The 26984-nt window shown below is 67.8% G+C and carries 32 protein-coding genes; 11 read left to right on the top strand and 21 right to left on the bottom strand.

Translation table 11 applies throughout. From position 1 onward, the window contains the following. Positions 1-741: an energy transducer TonB family protein gene (locus AC3A3G_RS12815; RefSeq protein WP_200166611.1), complete on the top strand. Its 741-nt coding sequence runs from the start codon at positions 1-3 to the stop codon at positions 739-741. On the opposite strand, the gene AC3A3G_RS12810 is transcribed toward AC3A3G_RS12815, so the two are convergent. Beyond that, positions 738-1760 (bottom strand): NAD(P)/FAD-dependent oxidoreductase, encoded by a 1023-nt coding sequence (locus tag AC3A3G_RS12810; RefSeq protein WP_487488360.1) that lies wholly within the window; start codon positions 1758-1760, stop codon positions 738-740. The genes AC3A3G_RS12815 and AC3A3G_RS12810 overlap by 4 nt on opposite strands. A gap of 52 nt (positions 1761-1812) precedes the next feature. Beyond that, positions 1813-3657, bottom strand: a complete 1845-nt coding sequence (locus tag AC3A3G_RS12805; RefSeq protein ID WP_200166609.1) for a phosphoenolpyruvate carboxykinase (GTP) — start codon at positions 3655-3657, stop codon at positions 1813-1815. Positions 3658-3867: 210 nt separating this feature from the next. Here AC3A3G_RS12805 and AC3A3G_RS12800 point away from each other — a divergent pair, with 210 nt between their 5' ends. Continuing rightward, positions 3868-4503, top strand: coding sequence for a DUF938 domain-containing protein (locus AC3A3G_RS12800; RefSeq protein WP_368925024.1), 636 nt, complete (start codon positions 3868-3870; stop codon positions 4501-4503). Here the strand turns inward: AC3A3G_RS12800 and AC3A3G_RS12795 are convergent. Beyond that, positions 4500-4991 (bottom strand): hypothetical protein, encoded by a 492-nt coding sequence (locus tag AC3A3G_RS12795; protein ID WP_368925026.1) that lies wholly within the window; start codon positions 4989-4991, stop codon positions 4500-4502. The genes AC3A3G_RS12800 and AC3A3G_RS12795 overlap by 4 nt on opposite strands. Before the next feature lie 307 nt (positions 4992-5298). Between AC3A3G_RS12795 and AC3A3G_RS12790 the strand changes: the two genes are divergently transcribed. Next, entirely contained in the window at positions 5299-6057 is a 759-nt protein-coding gene (locus tag AC3A3G_RS12790; protein ID WP_125901573.1) for a pseudouridine synthase, read from the top strand. Here the strand turns inward: AC3A3G_RS12790 and AC3A3G_RS12785 are convergent. From AC3A3G_RS12785 to crcB, 7 genes are all read right to left on the bottom strand, one after another. Further along, entirely contained in the window at positions 6047-6349 is a 303-nt protein-coding gene (locus AC3A3G_RS12785; RefSeq protein WP_125901574.1) for a winged helix-turn-helix domain-containing protein, read from the bottom strand. The genes AC3A3G_RS12790 and AC3A3G_RS12785 overlap by 11 nt on opposite strands. After that, the gene (locus AC3A3G_RS12780) at positions 6346-6795 is read right to left on the bottom strand and encodes a hypothetical protein (RefSeq protein ID WP_200166605.1); all 450 of its coding nucleotides are present in this window, start codon (positions 6793-6795) and stop codon (positions 6346-6348) included. Before AC3A3G_RS12780 ends, AC3A3G_RS12785 begins: the two co-directional genes overlap by 4 nt. Positions 6796-6874: 79 nt before the next feature. Continuing rightward, positions 6875-7636 (bottom strand): ATP12 family chaperone protein, encoded by a 762-nt coding sequence (locus AC3A3G_RS12775; RefSeq protein WP_487488359.1) that lies wholly within the window; start codon positions 7634-7636, stop codon positions 6875-6877. Positions 7637-7645: 9 nt separating this feature from the next. Further along, complete coding sequence (locus AC3A3G_RS12770) at positions 7646-8332, bottom strand: HAD-IA family hydrolase (protein ID WP_200166601.1); 687 nt, start codon at positions 8330-8332, stop codon at positions 7646-7648. A gap of 1 nt (position 8333) precedes the next feature. Continuing rightward, on the bottom strand, positions 8334-9797 hold the full coding sequence (locus AC3A3G_RS12765) for a 2OG-Fe(II) oxygenase family protein (RefSeq protein WP_487488358.1): 1464 nt from the start codon (positions 9795-9797) through the stop codon (positions 8334-8336). A gap of 8 nt (positions 9798-9805) precedes the next feature. Beyond that, positions 9806-10801, bottom strand: a complete 996-nt coding sequence (locus tag AC3A3G_RS12760; RefSeq protein ID WP_368925031.1) for an RluA family pseudouridine synthase — start codon at positions 10799-10801, stop codon at positions 9806-9808. Beyond that, a complete protein-coding gene (gene crcB, locus AC3A3G_RS12755) occupies positions 10798-11196 on the bottom strand; it encodes a fluoride efflux transporter CrcB (protein WP_003164407.1) in 399 nt (132 codons plus the stop codon). The genes AC3A3G_RS12760 and crcB overlap by 4 nt, the downstream gene beginning before the upstream one ends. Positions 11197-11239: 43 nt before the next feature. Here crcB and AC3A3G_RS12750 point away from each other — a divergent pair, with 43 nt between their 5' ends. After that, positions 11240-11677, top strand: coding sequence for a DUF2214 family protein (locus AC3A3G_RS12750; RefSeq protein ID WP_487488357.1), 438 nt, complete (start codon positions 11240-11242; stop codon positions 11675-11677). A 3-nt stretch (positions 11678-11680) separates the two neighbouring features. On the opposite strand, the gene AC3A3G_RS12745 is transcribed toward AC3A3G_RS12750, so the two are convergent. The 5 genes from AC3A3G_RS12745 to AC3A3G_RS12725 form a co-directional block, all read right to left on the bottom strand. Beyond that, positions 11681-12175: a CC0125/CC1285 family lipoprotein gene (locus AC3A3G_RS12745; RefSeq protein WP_487488356.1), complete on the bottom strand. Its 495-nt coding sequence runs from the start codon at positions 12173-12175 to the stop codon at positions 11681-11683. A gap of 77 nt (positions 12176-12252) precedes the next feature. Continuing rightward, a complete protein-coding gene (locus AC3A3G_RS12740; protein ID WP_487488355.1) occupies positions 12253-12978 on the bottom strand; it encodes an RluA family pseudouridine synthase in 726 nt (241 codons plus the stop codon). A 57-nt stretch (positions 12979-13035) separates the two neighbouring features. Next, positions 13036-13479 (bottom strand): hypothetical protein, encoded by a 444-nt coding sequence (locus AC3A3G_RS12735; RefSeq protein ID WP_046653742.1) that lies wholly within the window; start codon positions 13477-13479, stop codon positions 13036-13038. Between the two features lie 74 nt (positions 13480-13553). Continuing rightward, positions 13554-13994, bottom strand: a complete 441-nt coding sequence (locus AC3A3G_RS12730; protein ID WP_487488354.1) for a hypothetical protein — start codon at positions 13992-13994, stop codon at positions 13554-13556. Between the two features lie 128 nt (positions 13995-14122). Then, positions 14123-15427: a replication-associated recombination protein A gene (locus AC3A3G_RS12725; RefSeq protein ID WP_487488353.1), complete on the bottom strand. Its 1305-nt coding sequence runs from the start codon at positions 15425-15427 to the stop codon at positions 14123-14125. Between the two features lie 67 nt (positions 15428-15494). On the opposite strand from AC3A3G_RS12725, the gene AC3A3G_RS12720 reads away from it, so the two are divergent. Next, complete coding sequence (locus AC3A3G_RS12720; protein ID WP_487488352.1) at positions 15495-15914, top strand: VOC family protein; 420 nt, start codon at positions 15495-15497, stop codon at positions 15912-15914. Positions 15915-15995: 81 nt separating this feature from the next. On the opposite strand, the gene AC3A3G_RS12715 is transcribed toward AC3A3G_RS12720, so the two are convergent. The 3 genes from AC3A3G_RS12715 to AC3A3G_RS12705 all read right to left on the bottom strand — a co-directional run bounded on the left by AC3A3G_RS12715 (position 15996) and on the right by AC3A3G_RS12705 (position 20114). After that, complete coding sequence (locus AC3A3G_RS12715; protein ID WP_487488351.1) at positions 15996-17384, bottom strand: Do family serine endopeptidase; 1389 nt, start codon at positions 17382-17384, stop codon at positions 15996-15998. 95 nt (positions 17385-17479) lie between these two features. Then, positions 17480-18784 carry a TCR/Tet family MFS transporter gene (locus AC3A3G_RS12710; RefSeq protein ID WP_487488350.1) on the bottom strand — a complete coding sequence of 435 codons (1305 nt, stop codon included), beginning with the start codon at positions 18782-18784 and terminating at the stop codon, positions 17480-17482. Between the two features lie 94 nt (positions 18785-18878). Beyond that, positions 18879-20114 (bottom strand): alkaline phosphatase family protein, encoded by a 1236-nt coding sequence (locus AC3A3G_RS12705; RefSeq protein ID WP_412877225.1) that lies wholly within the window; start codon positions 20112-20114, stop codon positions 18879-18881. Positions 20115-20217: 103 nt separating this feature from the next. Between AC3A3G_RS12705 and AC3A3G_RS12700 the strand changes: the two genes are divergently transcribed. Both AC3A3G_RS12700 and AC3A3G_RS12695 read left to right on the top strand, forming a co-directional pair. Continuing rightward, positions 20218-21117, top strand: a complete 900-nt coding sequence (locus AC3A3G_RS12700) for an ABC transporter ATP-binding protein (RefSeq protein ID WP_487488349.1) — start codon at positions 20218-20220, stop codon at positions 21115-21117. Beyond that, a complete protein-coding gene (locus tag AC3A3G_RS12695; protein ID WP_200166577.1) occupies positions 21114-21977 on the top strand; it encodes a hypothetical protein in 864 nt (287 codons plus the stop codon). Before AC3A3G_RS12700 ends, AC3A3G_RS12695 begins: the two co-directional genes overlap by 4 nt. A 117-nt stretch (positions 21978-22094) precedes the next feature. On the opposite strand, the gene AC3A3G_RS12690 is transcribed toward AC3A3G_RS12695, so the two are convergent. The 3 genes from AC3A3G_RS12690 to AC3A3G_RS12680 are packed head-to-tail and all read right to left on the bottom strand — an operon-like array spanning position 22095 to position 24090. Then, entirely contained in the window at positions 22095-22580 is a 486-nt protein-coding gene (locus tag AC3A3G_RS12690; protein WP_487488348.1) for a GNAT family N-acetyltransferase, read from the bottom strand. Next, positions 22577-23134, bottom strand: a complete 558-nt coding sequence (locus AC3A3G_RS12685; protein WP_200166573.1) for an NADPH-dependent FMN reductase — start codon at positions 23132-23134, stop codon at positions 22577-22579. Before AC3A3G_RS12685 ends, AC3A3G_RS12690 begins: the two co-directional genes overlap by 4 nt. Further along, positions 23134-24090, bottom strand: coding sequence for a LysR substrate-binding domain-containing protein (locus AC3A3G_RS12680; protein ID WP_487488347.1), 957 nt, complete (start codon positions 24088-24090; stop codon positions 23134-23136). The genes AC3A3G_RS12685 and AC3A3G_RS12680 overlap by 1 nt, the downstream gene beginning before the upstream one ends. Positions 24091-24205: 115 nt before the next feature. Between AC3A3G_RS12680 and AC3A3G_RS12675 the strand changes: the two genes are divergently transcribed. From AC3A3G_RS12675 to AC3A3G_RS12660, 4 genes are all read left to right on the top strand, one after another. Beyond that, the gene (locus AC3A3G_RS12675) at positions 24206-25075 is read left to right on the top strand and encodes a pirin family protein (protein ID WP_368924800.1); all 870 of its coding nucleotides are present in this window, start codon (positions 24206-24208) and stop codon (positions 25073-25075) included. 107 nt (positions 25076-25182) lie between these two features. Continuing rightward, positions 25183-25872 (top strand): hydrolase, encoded by a 690-nt coding sequence (locus AC3A3G_RS12670; RefSeq protein ID WP_487488346.1) that lies wholly within the window; start codon positions 25183-25185, stop codon positions 25870-25872. A gap of 100 nt (positions 25873-25972) precedes the next feature. Then, positions 25973-26611 (top strand): hydrolase, encoded by a 639-nt coding sequence (locus tag AC3A3G_RS12665; RefSeq protein ID WP_487488345.1) that lies wholly within the window; start codon positions 25973-25975, stop codon positions 26609-26611. A gap of 68 nt (positions 26612-26679) precedes the next feature. Continuing rightward, on the top strand, positions 26680-26976 hold the full coding sequence (locus AC3A3G_RS12660; protein ID WP_125901594.1) for a putative quinol monooxygenase: 297 nt from the start codon (positions 26680-26682) through the stop codon (positions 26974-26976). Positions 26977-26984: the final 8 nt, after the last annotated feature.

The following is a 26984-nucleotide window of genomic DNA, read 5'->3' as shown; positions in this document are numbered from 1 at the left end:
ATGATGATGCGTATCGCCGGGGGCCACGGCGTGGTCAGCCCCCTCGACTTCCAGCAACGCAAGAAGCCCCTGCCCCGATGGGTGTGGGCGATGATCACCGCCTCGGCTCTGGTGCATGTCGGCGCCGGCGTCTGGCTGTATCAGCAACGCTTTGAACTGGCCGACATGCCGCCCGCGCCAGCCGAGACGCCGCCTACCATCATCGATCTGATCCGGCCGCCGCTGCCGCCCAAGCCAGAGACGCCGCCCAAGGCTTCCCCCGCGCCGACGCCGCCGATCCATCGACCGGCGCAGGTCATGCCCAGCAACGTCGCCCCGCTGGAGGTTCCGGTCGCCCCCGTCGTCAGCCATGACGCCGGCCCGGCCATCAACCTGACGGAACCGGCGGCCGAGCCTTCGACGGGAACTACGGTCACGCCCGAACCGCCGAAGCCCGTTCCCGTCATCACCCAACCCGACTGGGTGCGCAAACCGACGGCTGATCAACTGATGCGCGCCTACCCCTCGGCGGCTGAGGCGCGCGGGATCGGCGGCGTGGCGGAACTGTCCTGTCTGGTGCGGGTGGACGGCAGCCTGACCGGCTGTTCCGTCACCTCGGAAACACCCGGCAATCAGGGCTTCGGGCGGGCGGCGGTGAGCCTGAGCCGCTACTTCCGCCTCAGCCCGCGCACGGTGGACGGACAGGCCGTCGACGGCGCGCGCGTCACCATGGCCATCCGCTTCGACCTGCCCAAGGACTAAAGGAACCGCGAGGGATGGAGGGTCGGCTCGGCGACGGGCCGGCCCTCTGTCGCGTCGGCTACAACCGCGCCGACCAGCGGCCCCAGCAGCCAGCCGTTGCGGCGCGGCCCCAGCGCGACATGAAGACCCGGTGCGACCCGCCCCGCCATCGGCAGGCCGTCCGGAGCCGTCCCCCGCACCCCCGCGCGCCAGTCGATCGTCAGAGGACGCGGCGTCTGGGCCAGAATTTTCCATGCGGCGGCCAGCATGGCTTCGCAGCGCGCGGCGTCGGGCGTCACCGAGCGCTCGCCCGCCTCCATCGTCGCCCCGATCACGCTGCCTTCGCCCATCGGCGCGACATAGGCGCCCGGCCCGCGCACGACGTGGTCGACCAGCCTTTCCTTCGCCAGACCGATCTGGCCGCGAATGGGGGTGATGCAGGCGACAGCCGCTTGCGCTTCGGGCGGGAGGCCCTCCAGCGACGGGTCAGCGCCCGTGGCCAGGATCAGATGATCGGCGCGCACGGCGCCCGTCGTCGTCTCGACCCGCCAGCCCTGCCCGTCCGGCGACGCACGCAGCGCCCGCGCCTCGATCACCGTGAGTCCCTGCGCCAGCGCCGTCAGCGCCTGAGGCGGATCGACCTTGGCGTCCTCATGCGTGGTCAGGCGCGCCGAAGCGGCGTCGTATTGATGCTGAAAGCCCAGCGCCTTCATCCGCGCCGCCAGTTCGGCGACATCGCCGCCCCGCCATTCCGCGAGATCGCCATACAGGCGCACGCCCGTCGCTTCGGCGAAGGCAGGCCACAGGTCGCGCGCGCGGCGCAACACCTGAGCCGCTCCCAGCGACAGATCGTCGATGGCGCATTCCATGGCGGGCGCGATCATGCCCGCCGCCACGGCTGAGGCGTTGACGCCGCCCGGATCGACCACCGCCACGCGGCGTCCGCGCAGCCTCAGCTCCGCCGCCGCGCACAGGCCCAAAGCGCCCGCGCCGATGACCACGGCGTCGAAGGAAGATTCAGGAGAATTGAAAAGGGGCACGGAAAGTCCTTCGACCTCCCGCACCCCGATTTCAACCGTTGAGGACGGTCTTTTATTCAGCCGCCAGCTTGGCCGCGCGCGCCTCTTCCAGACGCTTTGTCAGGGCGGCGTGCTGGCCCCACAGGGCCTTGGGCAGGCGATCGCCGAACTTCTCGTAGAAGGCGGGGATCATGGCGGCTTCCTCGGTCCAGACCTCGGCGTCCACGTCCAGCAGGATCTTCAGATCCGCGTCGGTCAGCGTCAGACCCGACAGGTCCAGCGCGGCCTTGGACGGCACGCGGCCGACCGGAGTGTCCACGGCCTCGGCCTGGCCTTCCAGACGCTCCACGATCCACTTCAGCACGCGGGCGTTGTCGCCGAAGCCCGGCCAGACGAACTTGCCTTCGTCGTTCTTGCGGAACCAGTTGACGAAGAACAGGCGCGGCAGCTTCGACGCATCGGCCTTCTCGCCCATCTTCAGCCAGTGGCCGAAATAGTCGCCCATGTTGTAGCCGCAGAAGGGCAACATGGCGAAGGGGTCGCGGCGCAGCTCGCCGACCTTGTTCTCGGCGGCGGCGGTGCCTTCCGAGGCCACGGTCGAGCCCATGAAGACGCCGTGCTCCCAGTCATAGGCTTCCGTCACCAGCGGCACGGCCGAGGCGCGGCGGCCGCCGAACAGGATGGCGTCGATCGGCACGCCGGCGGGGTCTTCCCACTCCGGCGCGATGGACGGGCACTGACCGGCCCAGACGGCGAAACGCGAGTTCGGGTGCGCCGCAGGCTCGCCCGAAGCCGGATCGTGCGGCTGGCCCTTCCAGTTGGTCAGGCCTTCCGGCGCTTCCTTCGACAGGCCTTCCCACCAGACGTCGCCGTCAGCGGTCAGGGCCACGTTGGTGAAGATGGTGTCGCGCGTCAGGGTCTCGAGCGCGTTCTTGTTGGTGTTGCGGCTGGTGCCCGGCGCCACGCCGAAGAAGCCCGCTTCCGGATTCACGGCGTACAGACGGCCGTCATCGCCGAAGCGCATCCAGGCGATGTCGTCGCCGACCGTCTCGGCCTTCCAGCCGTCCAGCGCCGGTTGCAGCATGGCCAGGTTGGTCTTGCCGCAGGCGCTCGGGAAGGCGGCGGCCACGTATTTCGACACGCCTTCGGGGCTGGTCAGCTTGAGGATCAGCATGTGCTCGGCCAGCCACCCCTCGTCGCGGGCCATGATCGAGGCGATGCGCAGGGCGTAGCACTTCTTGCCCAGCAGGGCGTTGCCGCCGTAGCCCGAGCCGTAGGACCAGATCTCGCGGGTCTCAGGGAAGTGGACGATCCACTTGTCGTCGTTGCAGGGCCAGGCCACGTCGGCCTGACCTTCGGCCAGCGGCGCGCCCAGAGTGTGAACGGCGGGGACGAAGACGCCGTCGGCGCCCAGCATGTCCAGCGCGCCCTTGCCCATGCGGGTCATGACGCCCATCGACACGGCGACATAGCCGCTGTCGGTGATCTCGACGCCCAGGGCGGAGATCTTGGAGCCCAACGGCCCCATGCAGAACGGAACGACATACATCGTCCGGCCCTTCATGCAGCCGTCGAACAGGCCGTCCAGACGGGCGCGCATCTCGACCGGGTCGGACCAGTTGTTGGTCGGGCCGGCGTCGGCTTCGTCCTGCGAGCAGATGAAGGTGCGGCTCTCGACGCGGGCCACGTCCTTGGGGTCCGAGGCGGCGTAGTAGCAGCCGGGGCGCTTGGCCTGATCCAGCTCCTTCAGCGTGCCCTTGCCGATCAGATCGGCGACGATGGCGGACTTCTCGGCGGCCGAGCCGTCGCACCAGTGAACACGGTCAGGCTTGGTCAGGGCGGCGATCTGCTCCACCCAGGCGACGAGGCCCTTGTGTTCGGTCGGCGCCGGATGGAGTCCGGGAATCGATTGCGTCACGTCTTGCTCTCCTGAAGCTGCGCGCAGCGATCTGTCGTCGCCGTCACGCAATAAGCTGATCACGCTGTGTAACGGGGGCCAATGAACCCCAAGGGACGTTAGGTCAACCACTGCACGTTTCATTCCCCCGTTATCCGGCTCGCCCCATCCACACGCACATTTAAATCGTCAGAGCGCGTCCCAAGGGGTATCTCCTTCGGCGTGAAGACGATGGATTCTGTAAAGTCGACGCCGGACGGCTTCCCGAGCGCCCTGATCTCGCCTGCGGCTGAACGCAACAGCGCGGCCATACTGGAGGTACTGCGCGCCCATCTGCCCGCTCAGGGCCGGGTGCTGGAGATCGCCGCCGGATCGGGTCAGCACGCCGTCGCCTTCGCAACGGCCCTGCCCGGCCTGGACTGGACGCCCAGCGATCCCAGCGCGGAGGCGCGGGCCAGCATCGAGGCGTGGCGGATGAAGGCGGGCGCGGCGAACCTGCGCCCCGCACAGGCGGTCGACATGCTGGATGACGCCAGTTGGCTGTCAGAGCCGCTGGACGCCATCGTCTGCATCAACATGATCCACATCAGCCCGTGGTCGGCGGCCCAAGGCCTGATGCGGCTGGCGGAACGGTCGCTGACGCGCCCCGGCGGCCTCCTGTATCTCTACGGCCCCTATCGCGAGGCAGAGGTTGCGCTGGCCCCGTCCAACGCCGCCTTCGACGACAGCCTGAAGGCGCGCGATCCCGCATGGGGCCTGCGCGACCGGGGCGAGGTCGAAACGCTCGCCCGGTCGCATGGCCTAGCCCTGACGCTGCGACGGGCCATGCCCGCCAACAACCTGAGCCTGATCTTCCGCCGGGTTTAGATGGCGGCGACCACCGCCGTCAGTGCGGCGCGATCGTTCAACAGGGCGGCCTTGCCGTCGCGGAAGGCGGCTCCCGGCGCATCAGCCGGTTGGCCAAAGATTTCAGCCGCCACAGCCACACCGTCGGCGAAGGCCAGAACCGGCAGGCCCTGAGCCTTGGCCAGGTTCACCAGCGCCTTGACCTGCACCAGGCCGGCTTCGTCCGCCATGCCGCCCGGAACCACCACGCCCTGAACACGGCCGCCGCTGATGTCGTCAGCCGTCGCCGTCGCCAGAACCGTCAGCCCGCCGGACATCAGACTGCCCTCGCCCGTCGAGATCGGGGCCAGGGAAACGCCTTCAAACCGCAGGGCGGTTTCCATGTCGCCCAATTCGCCGAAATCCATGCCCTTGCGCATGATCAGGCCGAAGCGCAGGCGGGTCGACGTGGGGCGGTTGCCGTATTGGCGAGAACGGGGGGCGGTCGCAGACTTGCTTTGAGCGTACAAAACGTCTCCTTCGAAGGTTATCGATCAATATTCGTAGACGATTTAAAGTTATCGTCCCGCCCTGCACGCCGAAATCCGATCAGACACGGCAAACGTCGCAATCCGAATCGATCGGAAGCGGACGCATCAAAATCATCAGGGTGACTGCTGATATAGGCTTATGATGCTGAAGGTCAACTTGACGACGAAAACGTGACCTGACCCGCCACCGCAGAAAATCTGAACGCGGACGCGCAAGCGACGACCTTGCCTGAGGGCGCGCCCCCGCCCTACACAGCCGATCGCATCGCAGAGAGTCAGTCCGGCCATGGCCTTCACCCGCACCTACGACGGCGACGAACCCGTCCGCATCAACAAGTGGCTGGGCCAGACCGGCGTCTGTTCGCGCCGCGAGGCCGAGGGCCTGATCGCCGAGGGGCTGGTCAGCATCGACGGTGAAGTGGTGCGCGACGCGGGTCGCAAGATCGAGCCGGGCCAGACCCTGACCCTGAACGACACGGGCGAGGCGGCGCTGGCGGCGGGCGTCGCCATCCTGCTGCACAAGCCGGTCGGCTATGTCTCGGGCCAGCCCGAGCCGGGCAAGGTTCCGGCCGTGCGCCTGCTGACCACGGCCAACAAGATCGGCGAGGGCGAGACGCCCGCGCGCGACGCCTCCCTGCCCCCAGTCGGGCGACTGGACGAGGATTCGCGCGGCCTGCTGATGCTGTCGTCAGACGGCGTGGTGGCCAAGGCGGTGATCGGGCCGCAGTCCGATCTGGACAAGGAATACCTAGTCCGCGTCGCCGGCGCCGTGACCGAGGCCAAGCTGACCAAACTGCGCCACGGGCTGGAGCTGGACGGTCGCCAGCTGAAGCCCGCCCGCGTCACCCAGATGGAGCCGCAGCGTCTGCGTTTCATCCTGCGCGAAGGTCGCAACCGCCAGATTCGTCGCATGTGCGAACTGGTCGGGTTGGAGGTCGTCGATCTCTATCGCATCCGCATCGGCCCGGTGAAGCTGGGCGACCTGCCGGAAGGCCGCTGGCGGATGCTGACGGCCGACGAGCGCGCGGCGCTGATCAAGGGCTGACCGGCGCCGTCATGGCCGCCAGACGGCTCAGTTCGGCGACATGAGAGGCGAAGGCCGCCTTTCCGGCATTGGTCAGGCTGAGCCAGGTGCGCTGGCGGCCGCCCTGCGCCGCCTTGCGGACAGCAAGATAGCCGGCCTCCTCCAGCGTCTTCACGTGTTTCGACAGGACGGAGTCAGACACCTGAATGGCGTCGCGCACCACCGCGAACTCGGCTTCGGCGGCGGACAGGATGGCGCATATCTGCAGCCTGCCCGGCGCATGGATCACAGGATCGAAAACCGGCGGCTTCACGACAGGCTCCGCACGTCGATGCGGTACAGGCGCATCCAGACCCTCATGCCGACGACGCCCAGAACCGCCGCCGCCAAACCGTTGGCGAAGGGAACCCAGACGACGCCCTGCACCCGCCCGAACCAGATGCTGAGGCCCATCAACCCCATCAGGATCGCCGCCAGGCCAAAGGCGGCCCAGCGGGCGCGACGCGGAGCATACCCGTTCACCCACACCCCTGTGCGATCCTGCCAGACCCGCATGATCGTCACCAGAATCGCGATCGCCACCACAACGCAGGCCATGCCGATCATGGTGGAAAAGCCCTGCCCCGCCACCAGAAGCCCGCACGCCAGGGCGTAGCCGGCGTCATACCACCAGGGCCAATAGTTCATCTTCCCGAGCGCCTGTTCGCGCGTCTGGCGTATCTGCTCCAGAGCGGCCTTCGCGTCGTGCGTATCTGACATGGGACATCCCTCACTTTCCAGAACGGAAAATGACGACGACTTTCCACTTCGTCAAGTAATGACTTTCCAGATCGGAAAGTTACATGAGCGCCTCGAACCAGCGCTGCAGCAATGCCGCTTCGGCGCGGTGGGCCTCGGTGCGGGCAGCCGCCTCCTCGTCCACGCCCCAACGCTCCTCGGTAAAGGCTTCGTCCAGACGCGACAGGTCCAACGCCGCCTCGCCCGCCAGCGCCCCGCGCTGAACCGCCAGCCCCAGCACCGCCGAGCCGAACAGTGGAACCGCCGTCGCCAGCCCAGTCAGGGCGAAGTCGTCCATCTCCAGCGCCAGCGCCTCGACCCGCGCCAGCGCCTCCGGCGCCTGCGGGCGATGGATGATCCCCTCGACCGCATGCAGTTCGACGCCGAGTTCTCGCGCGGCCCAGTCGCGCCACGGGCCCCATTCCGTCTGCTGACGCTCGATCAGCCCCGACGGCGTCTCGGCCAGATAGCAGAGCACGTCCGACCCAGCGTAACGGGCGATCTCTTCGGCCACCGGAGCGCGCGTCTGGCTGACCCGGTCGATGGCGGTCGAGGCCAGACGGGTGGCGGGCATGGTCCCCGGCATCAGATGCTCGCCCTGGGCGTTCCACTCGTCGGCCACGAGACGAGCCGCCGCCTCGGTCGGCAGGGCGATGGCGTTGCCGGCCGGCGTCTTGGGCGCGCGGCCGTCCAGCAGGACGACCCAGCCGCAGTCGCGGGCCTCGACCTCGGCGGCCTTCCAGAAACGCTTGATGCGCTCTTCGGACTCACGAAAGCCCTTCTGGGCGGCGACGTTGGGATCAAGCGAAGGAATGTGAGACATGGCAGACTTCTAGGCGAAAAGCTTGGTCGAGGCGAAACGGTCGAGCGCCGCCTCCAGATCAGGAAAATCGGCGGCGATGTGCAACGCGCCCGCAGCCGCCTGCTCCTCCACCGTATGGAAGCCCCAGCCGACGCCCAGCGGATGCACCCCCGCCGCCACGGCCATGGCGATGTCGTGGCTGGTGTCGCCGATCATGACGGTCGAGGCGATGTCGGCCCTGCAGGCGGCCATGGCGGCGCGCAGCATGGCCGGGTCCGGCTTGCCCGGCCCGTCCTCGGCGCAGTGGCTGGACAGGAACAGATCGCTCCATTCAGGCCGCGCCAGGTTGCGGGCGACGCCGCGCCGGTTCTGCCCGGTCGCCAGCGACAGCCGCCAGCCGTCGCGCTTCAGTCGCCGCAGCGTCTGCATCACGCCGGGATAGAGCGGCTCTTCATGTCCCGCCTCATACATGGCGCGGAAGCTAGCCTGAAAGGCGGCGACGAAGTCCGCCAGCTCAGCGTCCGTCAGCGACGGCTCCAGCACATGCAGGGCGTGATGCAGGCTCAGGCCGACGATCTGGCGCACCCGCTCGTAGTCAGGCTCGGGCAAGCCCAGGACGTGGGCCGCCTCGCAGGCCGCGCGATGGATGGAGGCGCGGCTGTCGACCAGCGTGCCGTCGATATCGAAAACGGCGAGCGGAGCGTCGGAAGCGATCATATCAGGCCGGCACGATGTCAAAGGCCACGGTCAGACGGTCCTGATCACCGCCGAAAGGAACCGTTCCATGCCACATGTAGGAAGGAAACAGCACCACTCTCCCCAGCTCGGGTTGGACAAAATGCTCCGCAGCCAAGACTGGAGACGATGCGAAAGGCGGCTGACCGAACCTTAGCCACCCCTGGCGACCCTCGGTTCGCGCTATATCCGGAACCTCGATGTAGCAAGCGGAAGATATCCATCCCTGCGGGTGCACGTGATCGGCGTGATAGCCGTGTGGACGTAGCCGCACTGACCAGCAGCCGGCGATATCGTAGCTATCCGAGCGTCTGGCCGGCAGCGGACCATCGCCCTCCAGCCCGTTAATATAGCGTCGGATCGGACCATCGATCGCCGTAAAAAAAGCGCGGATCGCGGGGTCAGTATTCAGGACCAACGGCGTAGATGTCTGAGATCCGCCTCGCAGGGACTGTCCGACGGGGTGCGCCTTTAAACCGTGATTACGCCGTAGCGCCACGGCCAGATCACGCAGATAGCTGTGCAGATCCGTCCATCCCGGCGGGCAATCGATCCGATCAGACGATACCAACCGGCTGTAATCATACAGCCGTCGATAGGCTTCATCTCCCGCCAAGCGTAGCGCGACCGCTTCCAGCGCGATCGCGTACTGATTGTCAGGCGTCGCCTGACGCAGAGGCGCTATGTCCTGCATAGCGTCCTGAGGACGACCGAGAGCGAGCAAGGCCTCTGCCGAGGCAGACCGAAGAGGCGCCGCATCCACGCCCTGCGTTCTGGCCGCTCCGATATGTCGAAGCGCCAGCTCAGGATCGTCATTCATCACGATCTGGGCTGCGGCGAAGTGGCCGCGCGGCGACAGAGCAATGGACGCCAGGACGCGATAGGCGTCCGCCTTTCGATCCGCATACTGGAGCAGTTGAGCCAAGGCCATGCGAAGAACTTCGCTTTGCCCCTGCCGGGTCAGGGCGTCCAGCAGAGGCGCGGCCGAGACTTCTACGTCTTCGGTCCGCATCCACAGCAGATAGGCGAGATCCCGCACCGCATCAGAATAGTCACGACGACGCGAAATAGCGGTGCGATAAGCCTGCTCGGCCTCATCCAGACAATTCTGGCCTTGCAGCGCGCGAGCCAGGACCAGCCAGGTTTCCGGCGCGTCACCGCCCACAGCCAAAGCTCGCCGAGCCGCCGCTTCGGCCTCACCCGCCATGCCCAGGTCACCCAAGAGCGCCGCCAGGTTATGATGCGCCGAGACGCTTTTCGGCGTCATAGCCGCCGCCTGTCGCGCGTCAGGCAAGGCGTCCTTCGGACGACCAAGCGCCTGCAGCGCCTGCGCTCGGTAGGCGTGAACCGCAAAGTTCGCGCGACCAGCCTCGATCTCGCGCGTCGCCAGAGCAAGAACGTCCTGGGCATGCCCCCCGTCCAACAGGCGACCCAGTTCCTCGTCCAACACAGCGTTCATCGCATCCGCCGCACGCCCTCGAAGGGATCTTCCTCAGCCTCGTCCTCGGAGAAGCCGAAATGGTTGAAGCCGGCTTTCATCTCGGGGCTGAGCGGAGCCTCGACGATCAGCTTGCCGCCGCCGGGATGGTCGAGTTCGATGCGGCGGGCGTGAAGCTGCAGCTTCAGCGGGCCGGACAGTTCGCGCGATTTATCGTCGCCGTATTTGGGATCGCCCAGAATGGGGTGGCCGATGGCCGCCATGTGGGCGCGCAGCTGGTGCGTGCGGCCGGTGAAGGGGCGCAGCGCCATCCACGCCGCGCGGTGGGCGGCGCGGCTGATGGTGGCGAAGGCGGTCTCGGCCGGTTCGCCCTTGGGGTCCTTGGGCTCGGCCGGGCGCATCATCTCGAAGTCGTTGATGCCCGTCTTCTTCAGAGCCATGTCGATCTGACCGGCCGAAGGCTTGGGGTTGCCGATGACGATGGCCCAATAGGTCTTTTTCGCCTGACGACGGGCGAAGGCGCCGGCCAGACGCTTGGCCGCCTCCGGCCCCTTGCCCAGCAGCAGCACGCCCGAGGTGTCGCGGTCCAGACGGTGAACCAGACGCGGCCGGTCCATCCCCTCGCCCCAGGCCGACAGCAGGCGATCGACGTGCTTGGTGGTCTTGGTCCCGCCCTGCACGGCCAGGCCGTGCGGCTTGTTTAGGGCGATGACCATGTGGTCTTCATACAGCACCAGCGACTTGGCGTAGGCGATGTCGCGCTCGGTCAATTCGTGCAGATCGCCGGGCTTGCGCGGATTGGCCTCGGGCAGCGGCGGCACGCGCACGGCGGCGCCCGCAGTCAGGCGGTCCTGCGGCTTGACGCGCGAGCCGTCGACGCGGATCTGGCCGCTGCGGGCCATTTTCTCGACCTGGATGTGGGTCAGGTGCGGCCAGCGGCGCTTGAACCAGCGATCCAGGCGGATGTCGTCTTCATCCTCGGCGACATAGAGGGTCTGGACTTCGCGGCTCATGCGCCCACTCCGGTAAACAATTTGCGCGCGATCATCAGGCCGACGAACAGAGCGGCGATGGCGAGAACCACCGAACCCGCCGCATAAACGAAAGCCGAGACGATTTCACGGCGTTCGATCATCAGGGCCGCTTCCAGTGAAAAGGCCGAAAAGGTCGTGAAGCCGCCCAGCACGCCGACGGCGGCGAACAGGCGGATGCTCTCCTGCCCCGCGCCCGCCCTCAACGCTAGCCAGCCGACCAGCAGGCCCATCAGCAGGCCGCCCGCGACATTGGCGGTCAGGGTCGCCCACGGCCAGGCCGCACCCGGCGCCAGGCGGCCCACGGCCAGCCCCAGCCCATAGCGCGCCATCGCCCCCAGGCCGCCGCCGATCGCAACCAGCAAGAAACGTGTCATGCTGGCGGCATATACTGTTCCGACCTCATTTGCGAAGGCCGCCATGCACGACCTTGTCCTCGCCATCCTGCATCACCTGCTGTTCCTGGGCCTGATCGTCATGCTGGCGTCGGAACTGGCGCTGCTGCGCACGCCGGAACCGCCGGTGAAGCGACTGGCCGGACTGGACGCGGGCTATGGGATCACGGCCTTGCTGATCATTCTGGTCGGGGTCGGTCGGGTGATGGGCGGCAAGGGCTGGGCCTTCTATGAAGCCAACCCATTCTTCTGGGCCAAGATCGCGACCTTCGCCCTGATCGGCCTGATCTCGATTCGGCCGACGCTGGCGATCCTGAAATGGCGCAAGGCGGCGCGGGTCGCGCCCGGCTATGTCCCGCCTCAGGCCGAACTGACTGCGGCGCGGCGCGCGGTGGGGCTTGAGATTCTGCTGCTGGTTCCGCTGCTGGCCTTCGCCGCCGCGATGGCGCGCGGGCCGTTCTAGGCCCTACAGGCGCGGGCGGATGGCGTCCTGAACCCCGCGTGCGTCATAGGCCTCAGGGCGATCCGGGCGCTGGCCGCGCCCCATGACGATCTCCAGCGTGGTCGAAGTCGGCTGCGGCCCGCTGAGGTCGAAGCCCAGGCCGACGCCGACGCCCGATGACGACCAGCCGCCGTAACGGCCCGTGCCAGCGCCGATGGAGACGCTGGGCCGCACGCCGCCCGCGCTGTCGGGGCGGCCGTCGATCCAGCGCTGCGTCACTTCGAACCAGTCATAGCCCTGCTCGGTCGTCAGTTGGGCCGCACGGAACAGAGCCATGTCCGCCACCGGGCCGGGCGCGCCGACGCCGTTGTAGCTGACGCGGAAACGGTCACGCTCGATCTGCTGTTCGGAGTAACCCTGCCCGTTCGGCCCCATCTGACGACCGTAGGGCGCCAGGCTGGCGCAGGCCGTGAGCGCCAGGGCCGAGGCGGTGATCGTGATGATGGCGAGGCGTTTCATGCGCGTATCTCCCACGCCCGAACAGCGCACGGGCGAACCGGATTGTTCCGCGGTGAAGCTGAACAGGGGATGAAGCCCTACAGCCCCGCCGCCGCACGCAGGGCCGCGAAATCCTCCGGCTCCGGCGCTTCGACCGTCACGCGGCCGCCGTCGGGATGAGGAAAGCTCAACTTAGCCGCGTGCAGCATCAGGCGCGGCGCGGCGCGCCCGGCGAAGGTCAGGGCGCCGCCATAGCGGACATCGCCGACCAGCGGGCGACCGATGGAGGCCATATGAACCCGAAGCTGGTGCATCCGCCCCGTCTCGGGCGACAGCTCGACCACCGCCCCGTCTTCACTAGAAGCCAGGGTGCGATAGCCGCTGGCGGCGCCTTGCGCGCCCGGCGCATCGAAATCCACGACGCGCATATAGCTTTCGCGGCCGATCTCTTCGCGCCGCAGGGCCGAAGTGATCCGGCCGGACTTGGGCTCCGGCGCGGCCGCGACCAGCGCCAGATAGGTCTTCTGGAACTTGCGCATCTGCATCGCCTTGCCGAAGAAACCGGCGGCGGGCTTGGTCTTGGCGGCCAGGATGACGCCCGACGTGTCGCGGTCCAGTCGGTGCACCAGTTCCGGGCGCTTGCGGTTCGACCGGGCGAAGGCCCACAGCAGGTCGTCCAGGGTGTTGGCCTGGATGCGGCCGCCCTGGCTGGACAGGCCGGACGGCTTGTTGAAGGCGATCAGATGCGCGTCTTCATGCACCACCCAGGAACGGACGGCGGCGATTTCATCTTCGGTCAGGGATACGGGCTGGCGGGTTTTCACCCGCCGAGCCTTTAGACGAGCGCGCCCCGCTTCGCCATGCCCATCAGGCCTAGGCGATCAGCGGATCAGGCCCTTGCGGCGCGCCCAGTGGGCATAGGCGATCTGGATAACGAAGATCAGGGTGACGACCAGGGTGAACGCCACGCCGCCCGCGCCGATGACTTCACGCCCGTTGCTGAGCGCCAGCACATAGACGGCGTGCGCCAGCATGGCGATCAGACCCGCGACGAAGGCGTTGAACGCCAGCTTCCGACGAAGCAGCAGCATCAGCGCGCCCAGCAGGCCGCACCACACCGCCACGCCGAAGGCCACATCGGTCCACATCGGCGCGCCGCGCAGATAGGCCACCTGCTCCATCGTCAGCGCGCTCCAGTAGGCGGCGGCTCCCGTCACCTTCTGATACCACTGCCAGACGCCGACGCCGTTCCAGACCACCGAGGCCGCGGCGATGGCCCACAGATGCCACGGCGCCGCCGGACGCTTCGAAATATCGACCATCATTCTTCCCCCCAGGGCCTTGAGAACCGAAAACTACGCCGAAATAGACCGATGCAACAAGGGCTTCCGCCTGCCTCTCAGACGATCACGCCGCGTCGGCCCATCCAGGCGCAATAGGCGGTCTGAATGACCAGGACGGCGATGATGACCAGGCCGAACGCCACGCCGACCGGCCCCATGATGTCGCGCCCTTTGCTCATGAAGTGGATGTAAGCCGTGTCCGCCAACATGGCGATCAGGGCGACGGCGAACACCATCGTCGCCTGACGCCGCCGAAACAGCAGCAGCACCGCCGCCAGCAGCCCGCCCCAGAAGGCGACGCCGACCGCGACATCGGTCCATAAGGGCACGGCGCGCAGATAGGCCGCCTCGGCGGGGGTCAGACTGCTCCAATAGGCCGGATCGCCCGTCACCTGCAGCGTCCACTGCCAGACGAAAAGGGCGTTCCACAGAAAGGACAACACGCCGACCAGCCACAGGTGCCAGGGCGTCGACATACGCCGCAGAACATCGACCATCGCCGCCTCCGCAGTTTGCAGGCTCAGCCTACGCCCGACGGGCCGCCACGACAATGAACGCCGTTCACCGATCTTCCACTCTCTCCGTCATCCTCGGGTCAAGCCCGAGGATGACGGCGGTAAGCGCCTTATTCCTTGCTCACCCGCGCCCGCATCGCCGCCCAGCGCTCCAGGCGCGCCTTGACCTTCTCCTCATGCCCCTCGCCCTTGGGCTTGTAGAAGGTGCGGCGCTCCATCTCGTCGGGGAAGAAGTTCGCGCCGGAGAAACCCTCGAGCGTGTCGGGGTCGTATTGATAGCCCTTGCCGTAGCCGAGCTGCTTCATCAGCTTGGTCGGAGCGTTGCGGATATGGGCGGGCGGCATCAGGGAGCCGGTCTCGTGCGCCGCCTTCTTCGCCGCCTTAAAGGCTTCATAGACGCCGACCGACTTGGGCGCAGTGGCCAGATGGACCACAGCCTGAGCCAGCGCCAACTCCCCTTCCGGCGAGCCGAGGAAGTCGTAGGTGTCCTTGGCCGCGTTGGCGACCAGGATGGACAGGGGGTCGGCCTGACCGATGTCCTCGACCGCCATGCGCACGATGCGGCGCGCCAGATAGAGCGGGTCTTCGCCCCCGTTCAGCATCCGCGCCAGCCAGTAGAGCGCCGCGTCCGGGTCCGATCCGCGCACCGACTTATGCAGGGCTGAGATGAGGTTGTAGTGCTCTTCCCGCGACTTGTCGTAGGCGGGGGCGCGTTTCTGAAGCACGCCCGCCAGCGCCTGCACATCGAGCGGCTCCACGTCCGTCAGGTCGAACAGCACCTCGGACATGGTCAGCAGATAACGGCCGTCGCCGTCGGCCAGGGCCAGCATGGCCTGACGCGCCTCAAGCGTCAGCGGCAGGGGCTTGCCCATCAAGGCCTCGGCCCGATCCAACAGCAGGTCCAGCGAGGCGTCGTCCAGCCGCTTCAGCACATAGACCTGAGACCGCGACAGCAGGGCGCCGTTCAGCTCGAAGCTGGGGTTTTCGGTCGTGGCGCCGACCAGGGTGACGATCCCCTCCTCCACGAAGGGCAGGAAGCCGTCCTGCTGGGCGCGGTTGAAGCGGTGGATCTCGTCGACGAACAGCAGGGTCTGCTGCCCCGCCGCCCGGCGCATCCGCGCGGCCTCGAACGCCTTCTTCAGGTCTGCGACGCCCGAGAAGACGGCGCTGATCGACTGATATTCGTAGCCCGCCGCCTTGGCCAACAAGCGGGCGATCGTCGTCTTGCCCGTGCCCGGCGGCCCCCACAGGATCATGGAGCCCAGACGCCCGGCCTCGATCATCCGGCGGATCGGCCCGCCTTCGCCCAACAGATGGTCCTGCCCCACCACCTGATCCAGCGCCTGCGGGCGCAGGCGGTCGGCCAGAGGGGCGTCGGGGGGATGGATGCCGGAGGCTTCGAACAAATCAGTCATGGAACGCTCTAGATAGGCGTTCGTTCGGGCGACTGCACCCGCTACAACGCCTCCAAGGAGGAATCGCATGACAGAACCCAAGCCCGATCAGGGACCGCGCGGCGGGGTGACGCCCCACCTGACCATTCCTTCGCGCGGGGCCGCCGCGGCGATCGAATTCTACGCCCGCGCCTTCGGGGCCGAGGAAGTCATGCGGATGCCGGCCGAGGACGGCGAGCGCCTGTTGCACGCCCATCTGCGCATCAACGGCGGCAGCGTCATGCTGGCCGACGAATTCCCCGAATGGACCGGCGAGGCCGACATCAAGCCCGTCGGCGTCAGCCTGCATCTTCAGGTCGACGACGCCGATGAATGGTGGGGCCGCGCCCTGGTCAACGGCGCCATTCCGGTCATGCCGCTGGAGAACCAGTTCTGGGGCGACCGCTACGGCCAGCTCCGCGACCCGTTCGGCCACCTGTGGAGCATCGGCGGACCGATTAAGGGGTAAGTCCTCGCCGCCGTCAGCAAGAGAAAAGCCCACCCCTCTCCCTCCCCTTCATGGGGAGGGAGAAACGCGGCGCCTGTTTTCCTACGGCAACCGGCCGGTCAACCGACGCCCGTTGCGGACGATGGTCAGCTCCGAACCCCGTTGCGCCCGGCCCAGGGCGGCGACCGTGGTGACGGCGCGGTCGTCAATCTGCACCACCAGGTCGTTGGGGCGCAGGCCGATGCGAGCCGGGATGCTGTTGCGTTGCAGGCCTGTGACCACCACGCCGCTGGTGAAGGGATCTCCGCCCAGTCGGTCGGCCAGGGCGGGGTTCAGCGCCACGCCCTGAAGCCCGGCCAGGGCGCCCTGCCCCACGACCGAGCCCTGCCCCGGATCGGCGTCGCCCGGCAGGGTCGAGACGCGCGCGTTCAGCGTCTGCGTCCGGCCGTCGCGCAGGACGGTCACGGCCACGGTGTCGTTCGGCGAGCGCGTGCCGACGCGGAAGTTCAGACCGCCCTGATCGTTGACCTCGGCGCCGTCGATGGCGGTGATGACGTCGCCCTGCTCGATGCCCGCGCGGGCGGCGGGGCCTCCGGCGTAGACGTCCGTGACCATCAGACCCTGCGGCCGATCCAGCCCCAGGCTGCGGGCCATGTCGGAGCTGACCGTGTCGCCCTTGACGCCCAGCCAGGCGCGCTCGACCGACTTAGCGCCGCCGACGGCGGAATCCACCACCCGCTTGACCATGGTGGCCGGCACGGCGAAGCCCACGCCCGTCGAAGAGCCGGTGCGCGAGAAGATGGCCGTATTGATGCCGATCAGGTCGCCGTCCATGTCGACCAGGGCGCCGCCCGAGTTGCCGGGATTGATCGGCGCATCGGTCTGGATGAAGGAGCCGGAATCGCTGATGCCCGTCTCGGTCCGGTTCAGGGCCGAGATGATGCCGTTGGTCACGGTCTGGCCGACGCCGAACGGATTGCCGATGGCCAGAACCAGATCGCCGACCTGCTGCTGCTCCTGATCGTCGATGCGCAGGACCGGCAGGTCGCCGTCCAGGTTTTCGAGCTGCAGCACGGCGATGTCGGACCGCTCATCGGCCAGCAGCACCTTGGCCGGATACTCGCGTCGGTCGTTCAGGGTGACGCGGATTTCCTGCATGTTCTGGATGACGTGGTTGTTCGTCACCACGATGCCGTCCGGGCGCACGATGACGCCCGAACCGATGGAGCCGGTCACGCGCGACTGCGGCCCGCCGCCGAACAGTTCGAAGAAGGGATCGCGCACGCGCTGGACGCCGCGCGCGGAAATATTCACCACAGCGGGCGCGGCCTCGCGCACCACGGGGGCGAAGCTGGTCTTCAGCGATCCGGCGTCGCGCGGGGCGACGCGGGGCTGTTCGGCGAAGACGCCTTCCTGCGCCTTGGAGGGCTGCGGCTGGCCGCAGGCGGACAGGATCAGGGCGGCGGCGATGGCCAGTCTGGAAGTCTTCATCTCGTCCCGGTTCTACAAGCTTGGGCGTTGCATCCATTCCGCCTCGGCTTTTCGACAGGATCAAGGCCGTCTTTCAGTCCGGGGCGCGGCGGCGATCAAACGGACGTGACCTCGTCCCGTTCCGCCCGGCGCGCGGTCAGGAAGCCGATCAGGGCGCCCAGCGCCAGCACGACGGAGGCCAGATAGAAGGCCAGACCCGGCTCGGACAGCAGGGCGTCGGCCGCAGCGGACACTGCGGGCAGCCCACGATCCGACAACCAGGCCGCCGCTCGCCCGCCGCCCTCGCCCACGGACACCGAATAGATCCAGCCGAAGAACAGGGGCGAGGCCACGCCGGCGATGGAGGCGACGCTCATGTTCGCGCCCTGAAGTTGGCCCTGCTCGCTCTCGCCGACGCGGCGGGTCATCAGGGACTGAAGCGTCGGCATGGCCAGACCCCACAGGGCGTTGGGGAACATGGCGACGATGAAGGCGACGCCCGTCGGCGCCCAGCCCATCAGGGCGATGCCCACCGCCCCGCCGCACAGGCCGAAGATCATGGTCGCCCGATCCCCGAACCGCTTGGACGCGGGGCCGACCAGCACGCCCTGAACGATCATGTCCAGCACCCCGACCATGGCCAGCAAGGCCCCGACCTGCCACGGCCCCCAGCCGTAGCGGAGCCCGGCGTAGAGGACGAAGACCGCCGAAAACACGTGGTGGGCGAAGTAGAGCAGGAAGTTCACGACCGCGAGGCCCGCCAACTCGGCGTGACGCTTCAGCAGGATCATGGCCCCGACCGGGTTGGCGCGGCGCCAGCTGAAGGGCATCCGCTTCTCCAGCGGCAGGCTCTCCGGCAGGATGAACAGGCCGTACAGGAAGGCCACGCCAGACAGGGCGCCCGCCACCCAGAAGGGCACGCGCGGCCCGAACTCGCCCAGGAAGCCGCCCAGAACCGGCCCCAGCACGAAACCGCCCGAGAAGGCGGCGCCGATCAGGCCATAGGCGCGAGCGCGTTTCTCAGGCTCGGTGATGTCGGCCATATAGGCGTAGATGGTGGTGAAGCTGGACGAGGTGACGCCCGCCACCAGCCGCCCGACCGCCAGCCACCACAGGTTCGGCGCCAGCGCCATCAGCACATAGTCGGCCGCCAGCCCGGCGCAGCTCAGCAGGATGACCGGGCGTCGCCCATACTGGTCCGACAGCGAGCCGATCACCGGCGAGGCCAGGAACTGCATCCCCGCCCACAGAGCCACGAACACCCCGTTCAGCAGGCCCGCGCGCGCGTTCGATCCGACGAACTCCTCGATCAGGTGCGGCAGGACCGGAATGACGATCCCCATGGCCACGATGTCCAGCACCGCAGTCACGAGGATGAAGGCGATCGCCGCGCGGCGGACCTTGGGGATATGCAGGGACATGAAGGCTCGCGGAGGTGGAGCGTCGTTCTAGACGGCGCTCTACTATTCGTCACCCTCGGGCTTGTCCCGAGGGTGACGTGTCTTGGTAGCCTGCTCAGCGCTGCGTCACCGCCAGCGTGTCCTCCGGCCGGCCATCCCCGCGTGGCGCCGTCACGCCCAGCAGGCGGGCCAGGAAGGGCTGCACGTCGACGCTGTCCAGGTTCTGCAGCCGCCGTCCGGCGATGACGCCGGGGCCGTGGGCGATGAAGATCGCCTGCATCTCAGGCGCGGCGTTGTCATAGCCGTGGGCGCCGCCCGGCTTCGTCACCGGTCGCGCGCGGGTCGCCAGCAGCCAGCCCGGCTCGGAGGCGCAGACAATGGCCGAGACGCGCGGGTTGGAGCCCAGAACCAGACGCGCCGGGATCTCGCTCTTGCGCCAGCAGTCCAGGTGCGGGCGCGAGCCCAGCAGCGCCTGCTCCACCTCGGCCTCGCGACCGGCGACAGGGTTCAGGAAGGTGACGGGGCCGCCGTAGACGATCTGCACCGCCTCGGGGTCCACGATATCGTCCAGCACCGTCACCCGGTCGGGCGAGGTCGCCGCCATGCCGTGATCGGACACCACGACCAGGACGGTGTTCTCATACAGACCCCGCGCCTTCAGCCCCTCGACCAGGCGGCCGACGGAGGCGTCGACGGAAGCCATGGCCTCCAGCGTCTGAGGCGCGTCCGGCCCGTGGTGGTGGCCCATGGTGTCGACGATGTCGAAATAGAGGGTGGTCAGCGCCGGGCGCTGGGCGACGGGCAGATCCAGCCAGGTCAGCACCTGATCCACACGGGCGTCGCCCGGCATCGACTGGTCGAAGGGCGTCCAGTAGCTGGGCCGCACGCCGCGGATGTCGGCCTCTGACCCCGGCCAGAACATGGTGGCCGTCTTCACGCCCTGCCGCTCGGCCGAGACCCAGATCGGCTCGCCCTGATCCCACCAGCGGCGATCGGTGACGGCCTGCTTGTTGCCCAGGGAGAAGCGGCCCAGTTCGGCATCGACCATGTTGTTGCCGACGATGCCATGATGATCGGGGTGCAGGCCCGTGACCAGGGTGTAGTGGTTGGGGAAGGTCACGCTGGGGAAGGACGGCTTCATCGGCCCCGACGCGCCCTCGGCCGCCAGTTGCGCCAGCACTGGCGTCGCCCCGCGCGCCAGATAGTCCGCACGGAAGCCGTCGATGGAGATCAGAATGACGTTCGGCGCCTGAACCGTCTCGACCGGCGGCGCAGGCGGCGTGGTGGCGCAGGCGGCGACGACCAGCGTCAGGGCGGCGGCGCGCGCCAGCCCGAACAGACGATCAAACATGTGGGACTCCCGAAATCGACTTTCGGGAACATTGCCTAAGCTTAATCCGCGACAGACAGAAGACGGCTTGCCGGTTTTCCACCACCGGGCCACGCTGCGATTCATGACCAGCGTTATCGAAACGAACGGCCTGAGCAAGACCTATGGCGCGGTGCGCGCCCTGGACGGCCTCAGTCTCAGCATACCGCGCGGCGGGGTCTATGGCGTGCTGGGGCCGAACGGCGCGGGCAAGTCGACCCTGTTCCGCATCCTGCTGGGCCTGATCCGGCCCACGGCGGGCGAGGTGCGGGTGATGGGCCAGCACACCGGCGATCCAGCCGTCACCCGACGCATGGGCTCCATGATCGAGACGCCGCGCTATCCGCCCTATCTGACCGCGCGTCAGGCTCTGCGCTGGCTGGCGCTGGCGCATGGGATGGGCGCCGAGGCCGAAACGGACCGATGGCTGGCGCGCGTCGGCCTGACCGAGGCGGCGGATCGCAAGGTGCGCGGCTTCTCGGTCGGCATGATGCAGCGACTGGGCGTCGCCGCCGCCCTGATGACCCGGCCCGATCTGGTCATCCTGGATGAACCGACCAGCGGCATGGACCCGCCCGGCATCCAGGAAATGCGCGCCCTGATCCGCAGTCTGGCCGACGACGACGGCGTGACCATCATCCTGGCCAGCCACCAGCTTCTGGAGGTCCAGCGCGTCTGCGACCGCGTGGCCATCCTGAACCGCGGCAAGCTGGCGGCCGAGGGCAAGGTCAGCGACCTGACCGCCTCGGGCGAACGCCTGCGTCTGTCGGCCACGCCCCTGGCCAAGGTCATGGCCGTGCTGGGCGAACGCGGCGGCGTTCAGGACGACGCCGTCATGGCCGACGTGCCGCGCGCCGAGGCCCCTGCCCTGCTGCGCGCCCTGATCGAACAGGGCGTCGACATCGACGAGGCCCGCTGGGTCGGCGCCGATCTGGAAAGCGTCTTCATGACCGAAACCTCTTCGCCTGCAGGAGGCCGCGCATGATGCTGGCCGACGCCATCCGCTCCGAAACCTGGCGCCTGCTGCAGAACCGCACGGCGATGTTCTGGAGCGTCGTCTTCGTTCCCGTGATCTCGCTGGTGCTGGCGATCGCGGCTTTCCTGTTCATCCAGTCCAAGATGGACGGAGTGACACGGTCCCTGCCGCCCGAGCTGAAACTGACCGCCGGCGGCGTCGATCTGGGTCAGTCGCTGGTCGATGCGGCGGCCGGCTTGGCCCATCCTGGCGTGCTGGCCTTCCTGCTGATCGGCGCCGCCACCGTCTTCGCCGGCGACTACCGCTGGGAGACCTGGCGGTTGATCACAGCGCGAAACACCCGGCCGAACCTGATCATGGGCAAGGTCGGCGCGGTCAAGCTGATGACCTTGACCGGGCTGGCCCTTCTGTTGATCGCCAGCATGGGGGCCGATGTCGCCAAGGGCCTGATCTTCGGACGCGGCTTCACCTTCGGATTCGGCGGCGACGAGGCGCAGGCGTTCGGCCTGCTGGCGCTTCTGTCCTATGTACGGGTGGTGCAGTTCCTGTTGCTCGGCCTGCTGGCGGCGACGGTAACGCGATCCCTGCTAGCAGCGCTGTTCGTGCCCTTGGTCATCGGCGTCGGCCAGTTCTTCCTGGCCAAGTTGAGCCCCCTGTTCGGCTGGCAGATGGGCGATTGGGCGACCATGCTGCTGCTGCCCGGCGACGCTTTTGAGGTGCTGAAGGTCGTGGTTCGCGGCGGGATGGAGGCTGCGTTGGTCCCGGCGGGCGCCGCCTGGCGCGCCGTCGCGGGGCTGGCGCTGTGGAGCTTCGCACCCTTCTTCCTGGCCCTGTGGTGGTTCCAGCGGCAAGACTTGTCGAAGGAGTAGACCCTCTCCTCCCCACTATGTGGGGAGGGGGACCGCGTAGCGGTGGAGGGGTTTAGGGCTGCGGAACCAAGCGGCCCCTCCGTCTCAACGGCTACGCCGCCGACCCACCTCCCCATGTCATAGGGAGGAGAAACCCAGCGTCTTCTCCATGAAGACATCGGCGCGGACATAAGGCGTCTCGCGCGGCGGCAGGCGTACGAAGCCGAAGCTGTCATAGAGGGCCAGCGCCGGGCCAAGCGTCGAACTGGTCTCCAGATAGAGGCGGCGCGCGCCCGCATCACGGGCCGCCGCTTCGCAGACCTCAAGCAGGCGCCGCGACAGACCCTGGCCGCGCGCGGAGGGCGAGATCGTCATCTTGGCGACCTCATAGCCGCCGTCATCCATCGCCATCAGGGCGCAGCAGCCGACGACCTGCCTCGCCTGTTCGACAAAGAAGATGCGTCCACCGGGCGCCAAAACCTGCCCCTCCGGATCGTTCAGCACCTTTCGATCCTTGGCCTCGACGGCGAAGCCGCCCTCGGCCAGCCAAGCCTCGTTCAGAGCCCGCCAAGCCTCGCGATGCTCCGGCCCGTAGGCAAGTATGACGAAGACGCCCTCGGTCACGGCGCGTCCGGGCGGCAGTGGTCGGCGAAACCGGCGACGAAGGCGGCCAGACGACGACGCGCGTCCTCGTCGATCAAACGCCCTTCGGCGTCAAAAGCGTCGCCCGCTCGCGTGACGAGCATCCGGGCCCCGAACCAGGGGGCCGCGCCGAGCGCACGCAGCACCGGCAGCCAGGCGGCCTGGCTCATCACCGTGCCGAAGGGACCGGGCGAGGCGCCCAGCACCGCTACCGGGCGCCCGCCGAAGACGCGCCCGATGTCCGAAGCCGGACGACTCAGCCAGTCGATGGCGTTCTTGAACGGGCCGGGGATCGAGTTGTTGTATTCCGGCGTGAACAGCAGCAGGCCGTCGCAACCGGCGATCAGATCCTTCAGCGCGACCACGGCTTCGGGCAGACCCTGCTCGGCCTCCAGGTCGCCGTCATAAAGAGGGATGCCGTGGATGGTCGCGGCGATCAGTTCCACGTCAGGCGGCGCCGTCTCCTGGGCCGCGCGCAGCAGGGCGCTGTTGTAGGAGGCCGCCCGCAGGCTGCCCGACAGTCCGACCAGACGCATCAGTCCTTCGTCTCCGCTAGTTCCGCCGCAACGAACGGCGTCGGCGTTTCGCCGTGAATCTGCTGTTCGGCGCAACCCTGAACCAGAAAATCCAGCAACAGTCGCACCGACGGCAACAGCCCGCGACGCGAGGGGAAGACCGCATGGACGATCCAGCGTTTCGGGCGCCAGTCGGGCAGGATGTCCGCCAGCCGTCCGGCGTCCAGGTCGCGCACGACCGCCACCGTCGGCAGCAGGGCGACGCCCAGCCCCCGCACCGCGCCCTCGTGCAGCATATGCAGGTCGTCCGTGACCAGACGGGGCGCATGGCGGACTGAGGCCGTCATCCCGTCCTTGTGGTGCAGGGCCCAGACGTGGTCACGGTGCGCCGGACCGAAATCCAGACTAGGCCAGCCCGCCAGGTCGGCCGGGCCGGAAGGCGGCGCGAACCGCGCGATCAGATCGGGCGAGGCCACCAGGCGGTGCACGCTCTCGTCCAGCTTGCGCATGACCAGGTCGGTCACCTCCAGCGGCGGCTCGCGCACGCGGATGGCCAGGTCGAAGCCCTCGCCGATGACGTCGACCCTGCGGCTGGTGCTGTGCAGATGCACCTCGACCTCGGGATAAACAGTCATGAAGCGCGCGATCAGCCCGCCCATCTGATAGGTCAGCAGCCCCGGCACGCAGGCGACGCGGATCACCCCGCGCGGCTGGGCGGCGACATTGTCGATCACCGCCTGAGCGGCTTCAGCCTCGACCAGCATGGCCAGGCAGTGGCGGTAGTATTCCTGCCCGACCTCCGTGACCGAGAACTTGCGCGACGACCGCTGGATCAGGCGCGTGCCCAGCTGGTCCTCCAGAAAGGCGATACGTCGGCTGAGCTTGGACTTCTGCATGCCCAGGGCCCGCGCGGCGGGCGCGAACCCGCCGTGGTCCACCACCTGGACGAAGTAATAGAGGTCGTTGAGGTCTCTCATCGTTCTATTGATAGGACGCAGCGAGGCGATTTCGCAATCTGCCCAGGGCTGCGTTTCACCGTCATAAAGCCTCCAACGCGATCGGCGAGGCCCGGTCGCCACAGGAGACAACACCATGAAGAAGGTTCTCGGACGCTACGGCAATGATCGCGGCCACTGGGTCGGCGACGGCTTCCCGGTTCGCTCGCTGTTTTCCTATGACAGCGTCGGCAAGCAGGTCAGCCCCTTCCTGCTGCTCGACTACGCCGGTCCGCACAACTTCGAGCCGACCGACAAACGTCGCGGCGTCGGCCAGCATCCGCACCGCGGCTTCGAGACCGTGACCATCGTCTATGACGGCGAGGTCGAGCACCGCGACTCGACCGGCCAGGGCGGCGTTATCGGCCCCGGCGACGTCCAGTGGATGACGGCCGGCGGCGGCATCCTGCACGAAGAGTTCCACTCGCCCGCCTTTGCGCGGACCGGCGGCCCCTTCCGCATGGTGCAGCTGTGGGTCAACCTGCCCGCCAAGGACAAGATGACCCGCCCCGGCTACCAGTCGATCCTGAACGCCGACATTCCGTCCGTCGCCCTGCCCGATAATGCGGGGACCGCGCGGATCATCGCCGGCGTGATGGAGGGCTCGAAAGGCCCGGCCAGCACCTTCACCCCCATCAATGTCTGGGACGTGCGGCTGAACCGGGACGCCGAGACGACGCTGAACCTGCCGGAAGGCCACACGGCCATCGTGGTGGTTCTGTCGGGCCGCGTCACCGTCAACGGCGACCAGCCGGCCGGCGCCGCCGAGGCCCTGCTGCTGGACCGCAAGGGCGACAGCGTGACCCTGCATGCCGATGCGGATGCGACGTTGCTGATCCTGACCGGCGAGCCGATCGACGAGCCCATCGTCGGCTACGGCCCGTTCGTGATGAACAGCGAGGACGAGATCCGCACCGCCATCACGGACTTCAACAGCGGCCGCTTCGGCGACATCCCGGCGGCCTGATCCCTCTCACGAAAACGTAAGGCCCGGTCTTCGGACCGGGCCGCGACCCCCAGCCTTAGCCGGACATTCGTCCGAGCGCGGCCCCCTGCCTGAAAGGAAAGACTTCCATGTCCGCTTCCACCCTGCCCGCCAACTTCAACGGCCAGCGTCCGGTCATCGACCCCGATGACGCCGTCATGCTGCTGATCGACCACCAGAGCGGCCTCTTCCAGACCGTGGCCGACATGCCGATGACGACGCTGCGCCGTCACGCCGCCGCCCTGGCCTCAATGGCCACCCTGGCCAAGCTGCCGGTCATCACTACCGCCTCGGTGCCCCAGGGTCCGAACGGCCCGCTGATCCCCGAAATCCACGCCAACGCCCCCCACGCCCAGTATGTGGCGCGCAAGGGCGAGATCAACGCCTGGGACAACCCCGACTTCGTCGCCGCCGTGAAGGCGACGGGCCGCAAGACCCTGATCATCGCCGGCACCATCACCAGCGTCTGCATGGCCTTCCCCGCCATCAGCGCCGCCTATGAAGGCTACAAGGTCTTCGTGGTGGTCGACGCCTCGGGCACCTATTCCAAGATGGCCCAGGAGATCACCCTAGCCCGCGTGGTCCAGGCCGGCGTCGTGCCGATGGACATGGCCGCCGTCGCCTCGGAACTGCAGAAGACCTGGCACCGTGAAGACGCCGCCCAGTGGGCTGAGGTCTACACCCCGATCTTCCCCCCCTACCAACTGCTGATCGAAAGCTACGGCAAGGCTCAGCAGGTCGCGACCGACCACGAGATCCTCGACTCGCAACGCGACTGACCAATGCGCGTCGGCTTCGCCTCGCCCCTTCAGACGGGGCGGAGCCGGCGTCATGCGCGCGCCTCGCCAAGGCGCAATCCCCCCGGAAAGGAGCCATTCAATGGCCAGCGAACCGATCCGCGATCCGAAGTCGGATCACCTTCTGACCCCCGAAAACTCGGCCTTCGTCATCATCGACTACCAGCCGGTGCAGGTGAACTCCATCGCCTCGATGGACCGCCAGCTGCTGGTGAACAACATCGTCGGCACGGCCAAGGCCGCCGTCGCCTACGGCCTGCCGATCATCCACTCGACCGTCAACGTCGAGACCGGTTTGAACCAGCCGCCGATCGGCCAGCTCCGCAAGGTGCTGAAAGACTATCCGACCTATGACCGCACCACGATCAACTCCTGGGAAGACGTGGAATTCCGCAAGGCGGTCGAAGCGACCGGCCGCAAGAAGCTGATCATGACGGCTCTGTGGACCGAGGCCTGCCTGACCTTCCCGGCCCTGGACGCCCTGCGCGACGGCTATGAGGTCTATGTCGTGGCCGACGCCGTCGGCGGTACCTCGGTCGCCGCCCACGAGATGGCCCTGCGCCGCATCGAACAGGCCGGCGGCAAGCTTATTTCTGTTCCTCAGCTGTTCTGCGAACTGCAGCGCGACTGGAAGCGTTCGGAAACCGTCCCCGCCTTCATGAACCTGTTCATCGAAACCGGCGGCACGGCCGGGATTCAGTTCTCCTACGACCGAGACTGATCCCTCTGGGGCGGCCCGCCTCCCCCGACGCGGGCCGCCCTTTTTTCTTTCCCCCAAGGAGACCGGCCATGGCCGAGCTGTTCATCACCGTCGGTCTGCGGGCCAAGACCGGCAAGGAAGACGCCCTGAGGCAGGATCTCGTCGCCGTCACCCAGACCTCCCAGACCGAAGACGGCGCCCTGCGCTACGAACTGTTCGAGGACAGCGACCAGCCGGGCCTGTTCGTCTTCTTCGAGCACTGGGCGTCCGAGGAAGCCCAATCGCAGCACCACAACCACGGGCCGCACATCCAGCATTTCCAGGCCAACGGCGCGGTCGATGTCGAGAAGATGGAGTTCCTCCACCGCCTGACCCGCGTCGCCTGACTCTTCGC

This window comes from Brevundimonas sp. Soil_N_31 (assembly GCF_057655995.1).
Note: the sequence above shows the minus strand (reverse complement) of the source record. Positions and strands in the feature narration are given on the sequence as shown.